Source organism: Streptomyces sp. Mut1 (assembly GCF_030719295.1).
GTDB classification, from domain to species: domain Bacteria; phylum Actinomycetota; class Actinomycetes; order Streptomycetales; family Streptomycetaceae; genus Streptomyces; species Streptomyces castrisilvae.
This window is the reverse complement of the sequence record NZ_CP120997.1, coordinates 2,780,433-2,797,157: the sequence shown is the minus strand read 5'-3', so window position 1 is coordinate 2,797,157 and position 16,725 is coordinate 2,780,433. Positions and strand designations below refer to the sequence as shown.

Genomic DNA, 16,725 nt, shown 5'->3' with positions numbered 1-16,725 from the left:
GCTGGCATCGGTCCGTGTTGTTCACGTACGATGGCACCGCACCCCGGCGAGGGTGTGTACCACCTTTGAAAAATCAACATGGGGATGATCGGTTTCGACAGCGGATGTCGAAGCAGGGGAAGCGAGTCGAGGAAGCGGCAATGATCTCGTAAACCATATGTCGCAACCAATAATCGCCAATTCCAAGCGCGATTCCTCCGCCTTCGCCCTTGCTGCCTAATTAGCAGCTAGCGAAGACTCTGCGGAGTGTCAGCCCGGGGGTGATCCCGACCCGGATCCTGGCATCATTCAGGGATCTAAACTTCTGAGTCCGGTCACGGGTCTCTGAAGGAAATCAAACAGTGACTGGGCCTGTCGGAGGCTTGTCCGTGTGACCTCCGGGGCCGAGAAAAGCGCAGCGGACTGCACTCGGAGAAGCCCTGGTTCCGCACCGTTGGACGCGGGTTCGATTCCCGCCATCTCCACAATTCCCATGTGAACGAGGACCCCGTTGCCACCCGGCAGCGGGGTCTTCGCGTTGTGCGCCCGGACGGGCTCACGCGCGGGTCCGGCGCGAAGGGGCGTGCGCCCGGCGTGCGTGCCTGTGCCGCGCTCCCACCGGAGAGACGTTCGCAGCACGGTTCGAAAACAGATGTATCTCTCATGTTGAACAACAACGGTCAGCGGGTTCGGACTGTCCTCGGCGTGCGCTACATTCAGGGACCGGGTGCACGTGGTATGGGCTCGTGGACAGGGTGGGGGCCCGGTCCTGAGACACACGGCCGGTCAGTTGTGCGCACCCGATCCTGAGTGGGGGAAGTGCGTACACCAGTGGAAACTTGGCGTGAAGGTGCCCGGACGGGGCACACACACGAGCCGAACGAAGTCACCATCCAGCTGGACGGCCTGGGACGGCAGCTCTCCGAGCTCCTCCCGGAACCCAGCGCTCCGGATGACTCCGACGGCCCCGTCTTCGTGGACGAGAGCGGCCGTCGCGGCAAGACGTTGCGCCGGGTCGGCTGGGTCCTGGCCGCGGTCTTCGTCTGTTACGCGGTGACCCTGGTCATCGCCATGCTCGGCGGCAACTCCAGCGCCCCCTCCCTCCCGATCTCCGGCCAGGAGGAGCACCAGAAGACGGAAGAGGTGCAGGCGCCCGCATCGCCCGACGCGAGCCCCAGCACCGAAGCCACCCCCGGTGCGAGCACCGGCGCCTCGCAGTCCGCCCCCGACCCCGGAAGCAGCGCGGTCCTGCCGGGCGGCACCGGCACCGAACGCTCCCCGGCCCCCGGAACCAGCTCCGCCGCCTCGACGCCGGCCACCCCGAAGGGGGACGCGGGCACCGCCGGGAGCAGCGGCAGCAGCACACCCGCCGGGGAGGCGACGGCCTCCGGGCGGCCCGCCGACGACGGGACCCCGGTCGCCGATCCGGATCCGCCGGCCCCCGACACCACGTCTCCCACCGCCGGGCCCCCGGACCCGCCCGCGGAAGAACAAGAAGGCGCCAACTAGATGACCACCCCTGCCCCCCGGGGCAGGCGCAACAACCACAGGAAGAAGCAGACGCGCCGGCGCAGACTTCCCATGCGCTACATGCTGCCCCTCCTGTTTCTCGTTGCCCTGCTCGCCATGCTGATGCTGCGTGGCTACGTACACAGCGAAATCCTCGCCGACCACCGCATCCAGCACCCGGTCGGCACCGACCGCGTGCCCGACGAGGTGCTGGAGGGCGGGCCGGTCATCGACGCCCGGAGCACCACCGAGCCCGCGAAGTCCCTGCGCATCCCCGACCACAAGATCGTGCTGACCTTCGACGACGGCCCGGACCCGGTGTGGACGCCGAAGGTGCTGGACGAGCTGAAGAAGTACGACGCGCACGGTGTCTTCTTCGTCACCGGCACCATGGCCTCGCGCTACCCGGACCTGGTCGCGCGCATGGTCAAGGAGGGCCACGAGGTCGGGCTGCACACCTTCAACCACCCCGACCTCTCCTACCAGTCCACCAGCCGCATCGACTGGGAGCTGTCCCAGAACCAGCTGGTGCTGGCGGGCGCCGCCGGCATCCGCACCTCGCTGTTCCGGCCGCCCTACTCCTCGTACGCCGACGCCATGGACAACAAGTCCTGGCCGGTGACCCAGTACATCGGCAGCCGCGGCTACCTCACCGTCGTCAACAACACCGACAGCGAGGACTGGAAGCGGCCGGGCGTCAGGTCGATCATCAAGCGGGCCACGCCCAGGCACGGCAAGGGCGCGATCATCCTGATGCACGACTCCGGGGGCGACCGGTCGCAGACCGTCACCGCGCTGGGGAAGTTCCTGCCGAAGATGCAGAAGCAGGGCTACGCGTTCGCCAACCTCACCGACGCCCTCGGCGCGCCCAGCGCGCACACCCCGGTCACCGGCTTCGACCTGTGGAAGGGCAAGGCGTTCGTCTACGCCGTGGACGTCTCGGACCACATCACCGATGTGATGGTGGCCGGCCTCGCCGTCATCGGCGTGCTGGTCTTCGCCCGCTTCGGGCTGATGCTGCTGCTGTCCTTCGCACACGCCCGGCGGGTCCGCCGACGCGGCTTCCACTGGGGCGAACCGCTCACCCGCCCGGTGACCGTCCTGGTGCCCGCGTACAACGAGAGCAAGTGCATCGCGAACACGGTGCACTCGCTCGTGGCAAGTGACTATCCGGTCGAAGTCATCGTGATCGACGACGGCTCCACGGACGACACCGCGGACATCGTCCAGCGGATGCGCCTGCCGAACGTCCGGGTGGTGCGCCAGCGCAACGCGGGCAAGCCCGCTGCCCTGAACAACGGCATCGCGCACGCCCGCAACGACATCATCGTCATGATGGACGGCGACACGGTCTTCGAGCCGTCCACCGTCCGTGAGCTGGTGCAGCCCTTCGGCGACCCGCGCGTCGGGGCCGTCGCGGGCAACGCCAAGGTCGGCAACCGCGACTCGCTCATCGGCGCCTGGCAGCACATCGAGTACGTGATGGGCTTCAACCTCGACCGCCGCATGTACGACCTGCTGCGCTGCATGCCCACCATCCCCGGCGCGGTCGGCGCCTTCCGCCGGGACGCGCTGGACCGCATCGGCGGCATGAGCGAGGACACCCTCGCCGAGGACACCGACGTCACCATGGCCCTGCACCGGGACGGCTGGCGCGTCGTCTACGCGGAGAACGCCCGCGCCTGGACCGAGGCGCCGGAGACCGTCCAGCAGCTCTGGTCGCAGCGCTACCGGTGGTCGTACGGCACGATGCAGGCCATCTGGAAGCACCGCCGCGCGGTCATCGAGCGGGGTCCCTCGGGCCGCTTCGGACGCGTCGGACTGCCCTTCGTCGCCCTGTTCATGGTCGTCGCCCCGCTGCTCGCCCCCCTCATCGACGTCTTCCTGCTCTACGGGATCGTCTTCGGCCCCACCCAGAAGACCGTCGTCGCGTGGCTCGGCGTCCTCGGGGTGCAGCTCGTCTGCGCCGCGTACGCGTTCCGGCTCGACCGGGAGCGGATGACGCATCTGATCTCGCTGCCCCTCCAGCAGGTCCTCTACCGGCAGCTCATGTACGTGGTGCTGCTCCAGTCCTGGATCACCGCTCTCACCGGAGGCCGGCTGCGCTGGCAGAAGCTGCGCCGTACGGGGGTCGTCGAGGCGCCCGGTGCAACGCAGTCCCAGAGCAGGCGCGGCAACGACCGGAGGCCCGTCGCATGACCCACCCGAACCACCCCTCCGGGTACCCGCAGCAGCCGTACGGGGAGCCGCACACCGTGCCGTTCCCGGTGCAGCCGCCGCCGCAGCACCGGGCGCGCCCGGCCGGCGGCCCGGCGCCGTGGGCGGAGCGGCCCGAGCTCCGGGTCCCGGAGCCGGCGCCCGCGGCGACGCTCGCGCCCGCCCCCGGGCAGGCGCCCGCCGCGGCGCCCGCCAAGGGCGGCCGGGACCGCTATCTCGACCTGCTGCGGGCCGTCGCGCTGGTCCGTGTCGTGGTCTTCCACCTCTTCGGCTGGGCATGGCTGACCGTCGTCTTCCCGTCCATGGGCGTCATGTTCGCCCTGGCCGGATCGCTGATGGCCCGGTCGCTCTCGCGGCCCGCGTGGAGCGTCATCCGCAGCCGGGTGCGCAGGCTGCTGCCGCCGATGTGGGCGTTCGTCGCCGTCGTCGTGCCGGTGGTCTTCCTGCTGGGCTGGAAGCCGGTGCGGGAGGAGGGCATCTGGTGGTTCCTCAAGCTGGCCTGCTACGTCTTCCCGATCGGCACGCCGCCCTTCCCCTGGGAGAACGGCTCCGAGAGCGGCCTCCTGGAGTCCTCCTGGGCCGAGCAGGCGCTCGGGCCGCTCTGGTACATCCGCGCCTACCTGTGGTTCGTCCTGGCCTCCCCGCTGCTGCTGAAGGCCTTCCGGAAGCTGCCCTGGGTGACGATGCTCGCCCCGGTCGGGCTCACCGCCGTCATCGGCACCGGCCTGGTCACCGTGCCGGGCACGGCCGGTGAGGGGCTGGTCGACTTCGCGGTGTTCGGCTCCTGCTGGATCCTCGGCTTCGCGCACAACGACGGGCTGCTGAAGACCGTGCCGCGCTACCTCTCGGTGTCGCTGGCCGCGATCCTCATGGCCTTCGCGCTGTGGTGGGCCTCCGGCCACCTCACCGAGGAGGGCTGGAACCTGGACGAGATCCCGCTCGCCCAGTCCGCCTGGTCGCTGGGCTTCTGCGTGATCCTGCTCCAGTACGCGCCCTCCTGGCGGGAGCTGCCGGGGCGGCTGGCCGGCTGGGACAGCCTGGTCACGCTCGCCAACAACCGGGCGGTGACGATCTACCTCTGGCACAACCTGCTGCTGATGGCTACCTTCCCGATCATCGACCAGCTGTGGGAGGTGCCCTGGGTCGGCGACCACCTCGGCACCTACATCGACGCCTCGTACAACACGCTGGCCCTCATCCTCATCTGGCCGCTGATAGGGCTGATGATCGTCTCCGTCGGCTGGGTCGAGGACGTCGCGGCCAAGCGCCGCCCGAGGCTCTGGCCCAACGGGACCGGCAAACCCCGCGCCCGGCACTGACCCCCGTCTCACCGGGCCGGCCCCGGCCCGGTGAGAGCAAGGTTGCCCACAGGTCACCTCGCGGCACCGCGCCGAAACGCGCGCTCCCTAGGTTCGGGACAACACCCCCGAGCCCCCCGTGGAGGCGCGTGATGGCCGGCCGTTGGATCGAGCAGTGGGACCCGGAGGACGAGACCTTCTGGCGGACCAGGGGCGAGCGGATCGCCCGCCGCAACCTCTGGTTCTCCGTCCTGTCCGAGCACATCGGCTTCTCCGTCTGGACCCTGTGGTCCGTGATGGTCCTGTTCATGGGACCGGAGTACGGGGTCGACCCGGCCGGCAAGTTCTTCCTGATCTCCACCGCGACGCTGGTCGGGGCCCTCGTCCGGGTGCCGTACACCTTCGCGGTGGCCCGGTTCGGTGGCCGGAACTGGACGGTGTTCAGCGCGCTCACCCTGCTGGTGCCGACGGTCGCCGCCCTCGTGGTGATGAAGCCGGGGACCTCGTACGCCACCTTCCTCGCGGTGGCCGCGCTCACCGGGATCGGCGGCGGCAACTTCGCCTCCTCGATGACCAACATCAACGCCTTCTTCCCGCTGCGCCACAAGGGCTGGGCGCTCGGCCTCAACGCGGGCGGCGGCAACATCGGCGTGCCCGTGGTGCAGCTGGCCGGGCTTCTGGTGATCGGCACGGCGGGGGCCGCGCACCCGCGGATCGTGCTCGGCGCGTACATCCCGCTGATCCTGCTGGCCGCGGTGTGCGCCGCGCTCTTCATGGACAACCTGGCGCCCGTACGGAACGACACCGGGGCCGCGAAGGACGCGGTGCGCGACCCGCACACCTGGATCATGGCGGTGCTCTACATCGGCACGTTCGGCTCGTTCATCGGCTACAGCTTCGCGTTCGGGCTCGTCCTCCAGACCGGGTTCGGCCGCACCCCGCTCCAGGCCGCCTCGCTCACCTTCATCGGCCCGCTGCTCGGCTCGCTGGTCCGGCCCGTCGGCGGCCGGCTGGCCGACCGGTACGGCGGCGCCCGCATCACCCTCGTCAACTTCGCCGCGATGGCCGCCGCGACCTGCGTCGTCGTATACGCGTCCCGCACCGCGTCACTGCCCGTGTTCCTCGTCGGCTTCACCGCCCTGTTCGCGCTGTCCGGGCTCGGCAACGGCTCGACGTACAAGATGATCCCCGGCGTCTTCCACGCCCAGGCCCTCGCCCGTGGGCTGCGCGGCGAGGAGGCGGCGGCCCGGGGGCGGCGGCTGTCCGGGGCGGCAATGGGCCTGATCGGCGCGGCCGGGGCGCTCGGCGGGCTCGCCGTCAACCTCGCCTTCCGCCGGTCCTTCGAGACCTCGGGCACCGGAACGGCCGCCTTCTGGTCCTTCCTCGCCTTCTACGCGGTGTGTTCGGCACTCACCTGGGCGGTATACCTTCGCCCCGCCGCGGCCGCCCTGGCGAAGCCGCAGCTCAGCCACGCCGAGGTGGGATGATGTACGGGCGGCGCCCGGCGCCGTAACGAGCGGGAAATACGGCTGAACCGGGTCTGTCACGCGGCGTTGGCAGGCTCGGTCCTCCGCACCATCGAGCAGCAGCGGGACGAGAGCCGGGTAGACCTCATGCACGACGGACAGCACGACGAAGCACAGTACGGGCCTCTTTCGGGCTTCACGGTCGGGGTCACCGCCGCACGCCGGGCGGAGGAGCTGGGCACCCTGCTGCGGCGCCGGGGCGCCGCCGTGGTGCACGCCCCCGCCCTGCGGATCGTGCCGCTCGCCGACGACGGCGAACTGCTCGCCGCCACCGAGGAACTGATCGCCGACGCCCCGGACGTGGTCGTCGCGACCACCGCGATCGGCTTCCGCGGCTGGATCGAGGCCGCCGACGGCTGGGGCATCGGCGACCGGCTCCTGGAGACCCTGCGCGGCGTCGAACTCCTGGCGCGCGGCCCCAAGGTGAAGGGCGCCGTCCGCGCCGCCGGCCTGACCGAAACCTGGTCACCGGCGTCCGAGTCCATGGCCGAGGTCCTCGAACGGCTCCTGGCCCAGGGCGTCGACGGCCGTCGCGTCGCCCTCCAACTGCACGGCGAACCCCTCCCCGGTTTCGTGGAGTCGCTGCGGGAGGCCGGCGGCGAGGTCGTCGGCGTCCCCGTCTACCGCTGGATGCCGCCGGAGGACATCGCGCCCCTCGACCGCCTCCTGGACCTCACCGTCGCGCGCGCCCTGGACGCGGTGACCTTCACCAGCGCCCCGGCCGCCGCCTCGCTGCTGCGCCGGGCCGAGGAGCGCGGGCTGCTCGCCGAGGCGGTGACCGCCCTGCGCGGCGACGTCGTGCCCGCCTGCGTCGGCCCGGTCACCGCCGTGCCGTTGCAGGCGCGCGGCATCGACACCGTCCAGCCGGAGCGCTTCCGGCTCGGCCCGCTCGTCCAGCTCATCTGCCGGGAGCTGCCCGCCCGCGCCCGCACGCTGCCCGTCGCCGGCCACCGCGTCGAGATCCGCGGCCACGCCGTCCTGGTCGACGAGGAGCTGCGCGCGGTGCCGCCGGCCGGGATGGCCCTGCTGCACACCCTGGCCCGCCGGCCGGGCTGGGTGGTCTCCCGCTCCGATCTGCTGCGCGCCCTGCCCGGCAGCGGTACGGACGAGCACGCGGTGGAGACGGCGATGGCCAGGCTGCGCACCGCGCTGGGCGTGCCCCGGCTGATCCAGACCGTGGTCAAGCGCGGCTACCGGCTGGCCCTGGACCCGGCGGCCGACGCCAAGTACGCCGGCTCCTGAGCGGGGCCGCTCCGGCGCGCACCGGCGTACGGGGCGCGCAGCAGGAGCGCGAGCGCGGCGGTGCACAGGAGGGCACGCACGGTGTTCCACGCGTTCCAGGCGTCCTCGAACCGGTCCCGCACCGTGGCCGGATCGGCGAGGCGCGCGGGATCCCCGGCGTCGGCGAGGGCGTTGTTGAGGGGCACGTTGACGCCCGAGGTGAGCAGGAACGCCACGGCGTACACCACGAGCGCGGCGACGATCCACCCGCGCGGCCCGGGGGAGCGGCGGTGCTGCCAGGCGGCGACGGCGGTCAGCAGCAGGGCGCCGAAGAAGCCGGCGAAGAAGACCGGGTTCTCGATGACGTCGTTGATGTCCCGCATGACCGCGATGAAGGTCCGGTCGTCGCTGCGCCCGAGCGCGGGCATCACCGCACAGGAGAACGCGTAGAAGGTGCCCGCCGTCAGACCGGTGGTGACGGCGGCGGCGCCGAGGACGAGACGGCGGGATGCGGGGGTCGGCCGGTCGGGCCGGTTGGTGATGGTCATGGGTCCAGTGAAGGGGCGGCGAGGCGCCCGTTCCATGGCCGGGAAGCGCAGCCGCCTACGCGAGCGTCCACGCCACCGGCGGCCCGGATAGCGTGCGGTCATGATCGATGACGTGCACCCGCTCGACGCGGAGATCCGGCTGCGCCCCGCGTCGGCGTCCGACGCCGCCTCCCTCGCCGCCTCGCTGACCCGCAGCCGGGCGTACATGAAGCCCTGGGAGCCCGAGCGGCCCGACTCCTTCTACACGCCGCAGGGGCAGCGCGAGCGGCTGGCCGGACTCCTTGCGGAGCGGGAGGCGGGGCGCGTGGTGCCGTGGGTGCTGTGCGACGGCGAGGACCGGGCGGTCGGCGGGTTCAACCTCAACGCCGTGGTGCTCGGCCCGTTCCGCAGCGCGACCCTCGGCTACTGGGTGGACGTCGCGTACGCGGGCCGGGGCCTGGCCACGGCGGCGGTGCGGCTCATCTGCGGGCTGGCCCGGGACGAGCTGCGGCTGCACCGGATCGAAGCGGGCACGGTCCCGCACAACACGGCGTCCCAACGGGTGCTCGAAAAATGCGGGTTCGAGGAGTTCGGCATGGCCCCGCGCTACCTCCACATCGACGGCGAGTGGCGCGACCACCGGCTCTTCCAGCGCATCCTGCACGACGGCCCGGTGACCGGCGCGTGTGACTGAGGCCGGCCGGCTACCCCTCGCGCGTGTGGCGGTGGCCCTCGTCCGGCCACGGCGGGCACGGGGGCAGCAGCTCCGTGAAGGCGTACCCGGCCTTCTCCGCCACCCGGCACGACGCCTCGTTGCCCACCTGGTGCAGCAGTTCGAGCCGGGCGAGCCCGTCCCCGGCGAACCGCGAGAACGCCCAGTCCGAGAGCGCTTCGAGGGCGCGCGGGGCCAGGCCCCGGCCGCGTGCGGGCGCCGCCGTCCAGTACCCCACCTCGGCCGAGGGCGAGCCGGGCGCCGGGAAGGAGAGGGCGACGTTGCCCACCGGGCCGTCCCCGAGCCCCGGGTCCACCACCGCGAAGCCGTACCGCAGACCCGAGGCCCGGCCCTCCTCCTGGGTCCGCAGCCACGCGGCGGCCGCCGCCTCGTCCGCCACGGGCGCCCGCGAGCCCGCCCGGATCGCCGGGTCGCGGTAGGCGTCGAGCAGCACCCCGAGGTCGCCGGGCAGCCAGGGGCGGAGCACCAGCGAACCGGCCAGGAGACGGTCGTCGCGCGGGTCGGCGTTCATCCGGTCATCGTACGAGGGGAGTTGACGCGGCCGCCCCGGCACCGGCGGTGCGCCCCGGGGGCCCGTCACGCAATCGATATCCGGAAGCGCCCCGCGCGGGCGGGGCGGCAGGTGCGCGAAGGGCCCCCGTCGCATAGGCTTGACGGCTGCCCAATGCACGTCAGAAGGGGGCCTCGGTGGCCGCGCAGGATGCCGCTGTCGATTCGTTGCGGGACCGGGAGATCGGTGTCGAGCAGGAACATCTCGACCGTGTGTACCAGCGCCTCGAGGAGAAGATCCACGAGGCGGAATTTCTCATGAACGATGCCGCCAAACGCGGCCAGGTGGGGACACCGGGGGCGCTCGCCGAGCGCGACGCCCAGGTCTTCCGCGCCGGAATCCACCTCAACCGGCTGAACAGCGAGTTCGAGGACTTCCTCTTCGGCAGGATCGACCTGCTGCTGGGCAAGGACGGCGAGCGCGGCCCGGACGGCGCCTTCACCTCCGTCGAACCCGCCGACGACGTGGTGCGCGAGGACGGCACCGCCGACATCGCCGAGACGCTGCACATCGGCCGCATCGGGGTCCTCGACTCCGACTACGCCCCGCTCGTCATCGACTGGCGCGCCCCGGCCGCCGCGCCGTTCTACCGCTCGACGCCCAAGGAGCCCGGCCGGGTGGTCCGCCGCCGCGTCATCCGCTCCAAGGGCCGCCGGGTCCTCGGCGTCGAGGACGACCTGATGCGCCCCGAGCTGACCGCGTACCTGGACGGCGACAAGCTCCCGGTCGTCGGCGACGGCGCCCTGATGGCGGCGCTCGGGCAGGCCCGCAGCCACACCATGCGGGACATCGTCTCCTCCATCCAGGCCGAGCAGGACCTCGTGATCCGGGCGCCCGCCGCCTCCGTCACCGAGGTCTCCGGCGGCCCCGGCACCGGCAAGACCGCGGTCGCCCTGCACCGCGCCGCGTACCTGCTCTACCAGGACCGGCGGCGGTACGCGGGCGGCATCCTCGTCGTCTCGCCGACGCCGCTGCTGGTCGCGTACACCGAAGGCGTGCTGCCCTCGCTCGGCGAGGAGGGGCAGGTCGCGATCCGCGCCGTCGGCTCGCTCTCCGACGAGGCGGCGGGGCCGGACGGGGCGACCACGTACGACGAGCCGGCCGTCGCCCGGATCAAGGGTTCCTCGCGGATGCTCCCGGTGCTGCGCAAGGCGGCCCGCGGCGCGCTGGAGCAGCCCGCGCCGCGCCCCGCGCCCCGGGACGGGCAGCTGGAGTTCGGCGGGGCGGACGAGGCCCCGCAGCGCACCGGCACGCCCACCCGGCTGCGCGTGGTGGCCTTCGGCGCCCGGGTCGAGCTGCTGGAGGACGAGCTGCGGCGCATCCGCAACAACGTGCTCAGCGGCACCGCCCCGGTCAACCTGCTGCGCCCGCGCGCCCGCCGGCTGCTGCTCGACGCGCTGTGGAATCGTTCCTCCGGCCGGGGCCGCTACACCGACCCCGAGCTGGCGGCCGAGCTGCGCTCCTCGTTCGACGAGGACGTGTCCACCGAGACCCCGTTCATCGAATTCCTGGACGCCTGGTGGCCCGAGCTCACCCCGCGCGGGGTGCTCGCCGCGATGGCCGACGAGAAGCGGCTGGCCCGGTGGGCGCGGCGCACCCTCAACCAGGGCGAGGTGCGCCGGCTCGCGCGCTCCCTCAAGCGCCTGGACGCCGCGGGGCGGGGGCCGCTCTCGGTCCACGACGTGGCGGTCCTGGACGAGCTCCAGACGCTGCTCGGCACTCCCAGCCGCCCCAAGCGCAAGCGCGAGGCGGACCCGCTGGACCAGCTCACCGGCCTGGAGGAGCTGATGCCCCGGCGCGAGGAGACCCAGTGGGAGCGCGCCGAGCGGCTCGCGGCGGAGCGCACGGAGTACGCCCACGTCATCGTGGACGAGGCACAGGACCTCACGCCCATGCAGTGGCGGATGGTCGGCCGGCGCGGCCGGCACGCCACCTGGACCATCGTCGGCGACCCGGCCCAGTCCTCCTGGTCCGACCCGGACGAGGCGGCGGCCGCCCGTGACGAGGCGCTGGGCAGCCGCCCGCGCCGGAACTTCACGCTGACCGTCAACTACCGCAACCCGGCGGAGATCGCCGAGCTGGCCGCGAAGGTGCTGGCGCTCGCGATGCCGGGCATGGAGTCCCCGGCGGCGGTCCGCTCCACGGGTGTGGTGCCGCGCTTCGAGACCGTGCGGGACGGCGACCTGGCCGGCACCGTGCGCGCGGAGGCGGGGCGGCTGCTCGGCGAGGTGGACGGCACGGTCGGGGTGGTCGTGGCGATGAACCGGCGCGCGCAGGCCCGCGAGTGGCTCGCGGAGCTGGGCGAGCGGGTGGTGGCGCTGGGCAGCCTGGAGGCGAAGGGGCTGGAGTACGACGCCACGGTGGTCGTCTCACCGGCCGAGATCGCGGACGAGTCCCCGGCGGGGCTGCGGGTGCTGTACGTGGCGCTGACCCGGGCGACGCAGCAGCTCACGGTGGTCTCGGGGGAGCGCGACCTGCCGGACGGGGACGGGGTGCCGGACCTGCTCAGGGACTGAGGGCGGGGGCGGCGGACGGCCCTTCCCGGGGTCAACCCGCGCGGGGGAATCACTTTTCCAGGTGGTTTGTTAGCCTGGAAGCGGCACCGACTCGATCCAAGCCCCCGGGCCCAACCTTAGTCGCTTCGAGCGACCACTTGCCGCGAGGCGAGCATGGCGGGTCGGTGCCGTTCAACTGAACGAAGAGGCCCGCGTCACCCTCCGGTGGCGCGGGCCTCTTCGCGTTCCCTCCCCGTTCCCCTCGCGACCCTCGGCAGGGGTTCCATCGCACCCCCGTCTTCTCGTATGGTGGAAAACAGTTTCCGCGCTGCGACAGTCATTAACGGCTACTCGTCGGTAGGTGCGAATATCGGAAGGCATGTCCGCTACCGAGGATGCTCGGGCTTCGGACACGCGTAGCAATGAAGCTAAGGAAAGCGAAGGACTCGGCCATGGCAACGGCGCCCAGCGTCTCGTACTCGATGACGGTCAGGCTGGAGGTGCCCGCGAGCGGCACAGCGGTCTCCCAGCTCACCACGGCCGTGGAGTCCTCCGGCGGCTCGGTCACCGGCCTCGACGTGACCGCTTCCGGCCACGAGAAGCTGCGGATCGACGTCACGATCGCGGCCTCCTCCACGACGCACGCCGACGAGATCGTCGAGGGGCTGCGGGCCATCGAGGGCGTCGTCCTCGGCAAGGTCTCCGACCGTACGTTCCTCATGCACCTCGGCGGCAAGATCGAGATGGCGTCCAAGCACCCCATCCGCAACCGTGACGACCTCTCGATGATCTACACCCCCGGGGTGGCCCGCGTCTGCATGGCGATCGCCGAGAACCCCGAGGACGCCCGCCGCCTCACCATCAAGCGCAACTCCGTCGCAGTCGTGACGGACGGCTCCGCGGTCCTCGGCCTCGGCAACATCGGCCCCAAGGCCGCGCTGCCCGTGATGGAGGGCAAGGCGGCCCTCTTCAAGCGCTTCGCCGGCATCGACGCCTGGCCGATCTGCCTGGACACCCAGGACACCGACGCCATCGTGGAGATCGTCAAGGCCATCGCGCCGGGCTTCGCGGGCATCAATCTGGAGGACATCTCCGCGCCGCGCTGCTTCGAGATCGAGGCCCGGCTGCGCGAGGCCCTGGACATCCCCGTCTTCCACGACGACCAGCACGGCACCGCCATCGTGGTCCTCGCCTCGCTGACCAACGCGCTGCGCGTGGTGGGCAAGGCGATCGGCGACGTGCGGGTCGTGATGTCCGGCGCCGGCGCGGCGGGTACGGCGATCCTCAAGCTGCTCATCGCGGCCGGCGTCAAGCACGCCGTGGTCGCCGACATCCACGGTGTGGTGCACTCGGGCCGCGAGGACCTGCGCTCCGCCGCCCCCGACTCGCCGCTGTGCTGGATCGCCGACAACACCAACCCCGAGAACGTCACCGGCACCCTCAAGCAGGCCGTCGTCGGCGCCGACGTCTTCATCGGCGTCTCCGCCCCCAACGTGCTGGACGGGGACGACGTGGCGGCCATGGCGGAGGGCGCGATCGTGTTCGCGCTCGCGAATCCGGACCCGGAGGTCGACCCGGCCATCGCCCGTCGCACCGCGGCGGTCGTCGCCACCGGACGCTCGGACTTCCCCAACCAGATCAACAACGTGCTGGTCTTCCCCGGCGTCTTCCGCGGACTGCTCGACGCCCAGTCCCGCACCGTCAACACGGAGATGATGCTCGCCGCCGCGCGCGCCCTGGCCGACGTGGTCGCCGAGGACGAGATCAACGCGAACTACATCATCCCCTCGGTCTTCAACGACAAGGTCGCCGGAGCGGTCGCCGGGGCCGTCCGGGACGCCGCCAGGGCGGCCGGAGTCGCTGTGACGGGGCCCACGTCCGTCTGACGTACGGCGCGTCGCGGGTCGCGGTGCCCCAAACGCCCCTTTAGGGTGGGCGGGCGACGCGTCCCGCAGAGCCCCGCATCCGCTGCGGACCGCTTTGGGGGAGTCGACGAGACGTCACCACGACGAGGCAGTGGTGGTTTTCGTCCGACTCCCGGAGGGTGCCGGATTGGCTTTCCCGCCGCAGGTGGGGGCAGGATGCTTCCTCAAGGACTACGTCCAGGGGAGACCCCACAGGGCGCGAGGTCTACCGGACCCTCTGAAGGGCAGACCCGGGTACGGGGACTGTCCGAGGGCCCTGGCAGCATCGGCTTCGATCTCACGCCTCACAGGCAAGAAGAACACGGGAGTAACAACATGAACCGCAGTGAGCTGGTGGCCGCCCTGGCCGACCGTGCCGAGGTGACCCGCAAGGACGCCGACGCCGTGCTGGCCGCGCTCGCCGAGACCGTCGGTGAGATCGTCGCCAAGGGCGACGAGAAGGTCACCATCCCCGGTTTCCTGACCTTCGAGCGCACCCACCGTGCCGCTCGTACCGCTCGTAACCCGCAGACCGGCGACCCGATCAACATCCCGGCCGGCTACAGCGTGAAGGTCTCCGCGGGCTCCAAGCTCAAGGAAGCCGCCAAGGGCAAGTAGGACCCCTGGGCACGACGAAGGGCGGTCACCCCGACCAGGGTGGCCGCCCTTCGGTGTTCGGCCCGCAGAGAGCCGTTCCGTGCCGTCCGGGGGGCAACACAGGCCGGTTCCGGGCTACCGCCGCGGCGAACGGCGCCCCTACGTTGAGTCCTCGGCCTCGGACGTGGGGCCGTCGACCGCTGAGAACCAGCACCCGGGGGGACCGTGTCCAGACACGCCACGCTGCACATCCGGCGCCGGACCGCGCTGCGCTACCTGGCCCTGGGGGCCGCCGCGTCACTCGTTTCGGCCTGCGGGGGCAACGGGGCGGGCGGCGGGCCGAAGCGGCAGGCGATCAGGGCCTTCGTCGTGGGCAAGTGGCGTTACCGGGCGGAGGGCACGGCCGTCGACGCCACCCTCACCGTCCACGAGGACGGGACCTGGGAGAGCGACCAGTGGGACGGCATCACCGGCGCGTGGCGCTCCGACGGCGACGGCGTGTCCGTGGAGGCCCCGAACGGCTTCGGGGCCTCCGGTGAGGAGGACGTGTCCGCGCTGTCGGTCAGCGGCTTCCCGGGAGCGATTCCGTCGGATTTCGACGGCGACTGCGCATACGCGCCCGGCTGGGACGGGCTGCCGGTGGACAGCCTCCACATGCGTGTGACGGGACGCGACGTCCGGCTGACGCTGTCCCGGGGCACCGAGAAGGGCGCCGTGATCAACTGCAAGCGCCTCTGAGCGCGCGGGGAAGCACCCGGGCCCCGCGCATGCGCGGGGCCCGGGTGCTTCCCCGCGCGGACAGGCCGGTCAGACCAGTGAGCCGCCCGGCAGCTCCACCTTCGCGCCGAGCTTCTCCAGCTTGTGCATGAAGTTCTCGTAACCGCGGTTGATCAGGTCGATCCCGTGCACCCGGGACGTGCCCTGGGCCGCCAGCGCGGCGATCAGGTACGAGAAGCCGCCGCGCAGGTCCGGGATGACCAGGTCCGCGCCCTGGAGCTTCGTCGGGCCGGAGACGACCGCGGAATGCAGGAAGTTGCGCTGGCCGAAGCGGCAGTCGGAGCCGCCCAGGCACTCGCGGTAGAGCTGGATGTGCGCGCCCATCTGGTTCAGCGCCGAGGTGAAGCCGAGCCGGGACTCGTACACCGTCTCGTGCACGATCGACAGGCCCGCGGCCTGCGTCAGCGCGACGACCAGCGGCTGCTGCCAGTCGGTCTGGAAGCCGGGGTGCACGTCCGTCTCCAGCGCGATGGCGTTCAGCGCGCCGCCCGGGTGCCAGAAGCGGATGCCCTCGTCGTCGATCTCGAAGGCGCCGCCGACCTTGCGGTAGGTGTTCAGGAACGTCATCATCGAGCGCTGCTGGGCGCCCCGCACGTAGATGTTGCCCTCGGTCGCCAGCGCGGCGGACGCCCACGAGGCGGCCTCCAGGCGGTCCGGGAGGGCCCGGTGCGTATAGCCGTCGAGGCGGTCCACACCGGTGATCCGGATGGTCCGGTCGGTGTCCATCGAGATGATCGCGCCCATTTTCTGCAGGACGCAGATCAGGTCCTCGATCTCCGGCTCCACGGCCGCGTTGGACAGCTCAGTGACGCCCTCGGCGAGCACCGCCGTCAGCAGCACCTGCTCGGTGGAGCCCACCGACGGGTACGGCAGCCGGATCTTGGTGCCGCGCAGCCGCTGCGGGGCCTCCAGGTACTGGCCGTCCGCCCGCTTCTCGATCGTCGCGCCGAACTGGCGCAGCACGTCGAAGTGGAAGTCGATCGGCCGGCCGCCGATGTCGCAGCCGCCGAGACCGGGGATGAACGCGTGGCCCAGCCGGTGCAGCAGCGGCCCGCAGAACAGGATCGGGATGCGCGACGAGCCCGCGTGGGCATCGATGTCGGCGACGTTGGCGCTCTCGACGTGGGTGGGGTCAAGGATCAGCTCGCCCGGCTCGTCACCGGGGCGGACCGTCACCCCGTGCAGCTGGAGCAGTCCGCGCACGACCCGCACGTCACGGATGTCGGGCACGTTGCGCAGCCGGCTGGGCCCGCTGCCGAGCAGCGCGGCGACCATCGCCTTGGGCACCAGGTTCTTGGCGCCTCGGACGCGGATCTCGCCCTCCAGCGGGGTTCCGCCGTGGACAAGCAGGACATCGTCTGTGCCGGTCATGGATCTCGCGTTCCGGAGTGG

The 16,725-nt window shown here is 71.8% G+C and carries 13 protein-coding genes and 1 other RNA gene; 11 read left to right on the top strand and 3 right to left on the bottom strand.

Translation table 11 applies throughout. The features are described 5' to 3' along the window. Positions 1 to 80 precede the first annotated feature (80 nt). The 6 genes from ssrA to P8A18_RS11905 all read left to right on the top strand — a co-directional run bounded on the left by ssrA (position 81) and on the right by P8A18_RS11905 (position 7,771). Positions 81 to 467, top strand: a transfer-messenger RNA (tmRNA) gene (gene ssrA, locus P8A18_RS11930). 343 nt (positions 468 to 810) lie between these two features. Then, positions 811 to 1,488 (top strand): hypothetical protein, encoded by a 678-nt coding sequence (locus P8A18_RS11925; RefSeq protein WP_306054023.1) that lies wholly within the window; start codon positions 811 to 813, stop codon positions 1,486 to 1,488. Next, complete coding sequence (locus tag P8A18_RS11920) at positions 1,489 to 3,687, top strand: bifunctional polysaccharide deacetylase/glycosyltransferase family 2 protein (RefSeq protein ID WP_306054021.1); 2,199 nt, start codon at positions 1,489 to 1,491, stop codon at positions 3,685 to 3,687. Further along, entirely contained in the window at positions 3,684 to 5,024 is a 1,341-nt protein-coding gene (locus P8A18_RS11915; protein WP_306054019.1) for an acyltransferase family protein, read from the top strand. The genes P8A18_RS11920 and P8A18_RS11915 overlap by 4 nt, the downstream gene beginning before the upstream one ends. Before the next feature lie 131 nt (positions 5,025 to 5,155). Then, complete coding sequence (locus tag P8A18_RS11910) at positions 5,156 to 6,490, top strand: nitrate/nitrite transporter (protein WP_306054017.1); 1,335 nt, start codon at positions 5,156 to 5,158, stop codon at positions 6,488 to 6,490. 126 nt (positions 6,491 to 6,616) lie between these two features. Next, positions 6,617 to 7,771, top strand: coding sequence for a uroporphyrinogen-III synthase (locus tag P8A18_RS11905; RefSeq protein WP_306060841.1), 1,155 nt, complete (start codon positions 6,617 to 6,619; stop codon positions 7,769 to 7,771). Here the strand turns inward: P8A18_RS11905 and P8A18_RS11900 are convergent. Then, a complete protein-coding gene (locus P8A18_RS11900; RefSeq protein ID WP_306054015.1) occupies positions 7,720 to 8,298 on the bottom strand; it encodes an anthrone oxygenase family protein in 579 nt (192 codons plus the stop codon). The genes P8A18_RS11905 and P8A18_RS11900 overlap by 52 nt on opposite strands. A gap of 100 nt (positions 8,299 to 8,398) precedes the next feature. Here P8A18_RS11900 and P8A18_RS11895 point away from each other — a divergent pair, with 100 nt between their 5' ends. Beyond that, positions 8,399 to 8,971 carry a GNAT family N-acetyltransferase gene (locus tag P8A18_RS11895; RefSeq protein ID WP_306054013.1) on the top strand — a complete coding sequence of 191 codons (573 nt, stop codon included), beginning with the start codon at positions 8,399 to 8,401 and terminating at the stop codon, positions 8,969 to 8,971. A 10-nt stretch (positions 8,972 to 8,981) separates the two neighbouring features. Here the strand turns inward: P8A18_RS11895 and P8A18_RS11890 are convergent, their stop codons facing one another. Beyond that, the gene (locus tag P8A18_RS11890) at positions 8,982 to 9,521 is read right to left on the bottom strand and encodes a GNAT family N-acetyltransferase (protein ID WP_306054011.1); all 540 of its coding nucleotides are present in this window, start codon (positions 9,519 to 9,521) and stop codon (positions 8,982 to 8,984) included. Between the two features lie 176 nt (positions 9,522 to 9,697). On the opposite strand from P8A18_RS11890, the gene P8A18_RS11885 reads away from it, so the two are divergent. The 4 genes from P8A18_RS11885 (at position 9,698) to P8A18_RS11870 (ending at position 15,294) form a co-directional block, all read left to right on the top strand. Beyond that, positions 9,698 to 12,076, top strand: coding sequence for a HelD family protein (locus P8A18_RS11885; RefSeq protein ID WP_306054009.1), 2,379 nt, complete (start codon positions 9,698 to 9,700; stop codon positions 12,074 to 12,076). A gap of 431 nt (positions 12,077 to 12,507) precedes the next feature. Beyond that, positions 12,508 to 13,941 carry an NAD-dependent malic enzyme gene (locus P8A18_RS11880; RefSeq protein ID WP_306054006.1) on the top strand — a complete coding sequence of 478 codons (1,434 nt, stop codon included), beginning with the start codon at positions 12,508 to 12,510 and terminating at the stop codon, positions 13,939 to 13,941. Positions 13,942 to 14,295: 354 nt separating this feature from the next. After that, on the top strand, positions 14,296 to 14,577 hold the full coding sequence (locus P8A18_RS11875; RefSeq protein WP_003968811.1) for an HU family DNA-binding protein: 282 nt from the start codon (positions 14,296 to 14,298) through the stop codon (positions 14,575 to 14,577). Positions 14,578 to 14,781: 204 nt separating this feature from the next. After that, positions 14,782 to 15,294, top strand: coding sequence for a hypothetical protein (locus P8A18_RS11870; RefSeq protein WP_306054004.1), 513 nt, complete (start codon positions 14,782 to 14,784; stop codon positions 15,292 to 15,294). 69 nt (positions 15,295 to 15,363) lie between these two features. On the opposite strand, the gene murA is transcribed toward P8A18_RS11870, so the two are convergent. Beyond that, complete coding sequence (murA, locus tag P8A18_RS11865) at positions 15,364 to 16,704, bottom strand: UDP-N-acetylglucosamine 1-carboxyvinyltransferase (protein WP_018555932.1); 1,341 nt, start codon at positions 16,702 to 16,704, stop codon at positions 15,364 to 15,366. Positions 16,705 to 16,725 lie beyond the last annotated feature (21 nt).

What these genes read in the sequence shown, in the direction of transcription:
- P8A18_RS11905 (WP_306060841.1), top strand. Translation starts at nt 6,617, where the DNA reads ATGCACGACGGACAGCACGACGAAGCACAGTACGGGCCTCTTTCGGGC.
- P8A18_RS11890 (WP_306054011.1), bottom strand. Translation starts at nt 9,521, where the DNA reads ATGAACGCCGACCCGCGCGACGACCGTCTCCTGGCCGGTTCGCTGGTG.
- murA (WP_018555932.1), bottom strand. Translation starts at nt 16,704, where the DNA reads ATGACCGGCACAGACGATGTCCTGCTTGTCCACGGCGGAACCCCGCTG.
- P8A18_RS11920 (WP_306054021.1), top strand. Translation starts at nt 1,489, where the DNA reads ATGACCACCCCTGCCCCCCGGGGCAGGCGCAACAACCACAGGAAGAAG.
- P8A18_RS11875 (WP_003968811.1), top strand. Translation starts at nt 14,296, where the DNA reads ATGAACCGCAGTGAGCTGGTGGCCGCCCTGGCCGACCGTGCCGAGGTG.
- P8A18_RS11895 (WP_306054013.1), top strand. Translation starts at nt 8,399, where the DNA reads ATGATCGATGACGTGCACCCGCTCGACGCGGAGATCCGGCTGCGCCCC.
- P8A18_RS11910 (WP_306054017.1), top strand. Translation starts at nt 5,156, where the DNA reads ATGGCCGGCCGTTGGATCGAGCAGTGGGACCCGGAGGACGAGACCTTC.
- P8A18_RS11915 (WP_306054019.1), top strand. Translation starts at nt 3,684, where the DNA reads ATGACCCACCCGAACCACCCCTCCGGGTACCCGCAGCAGCCGTACGGG.
- P8A18_RS11880 (WP_306054006.1), top strand. Translation starts at nt 12,508, where the DNA reads ATGGCAACGGCGCCCAGCGTCTCGTACTCGATGACGGTCAGGCTGGAG.
- P8A18_RS11900 (WP_306054015.1), bottom strand. Translation starts at nt 8,298, where the DNA reads ATGACCATCACCAACCGGCCCGACCGGCCGACCCCCGCATCCCGCCGT.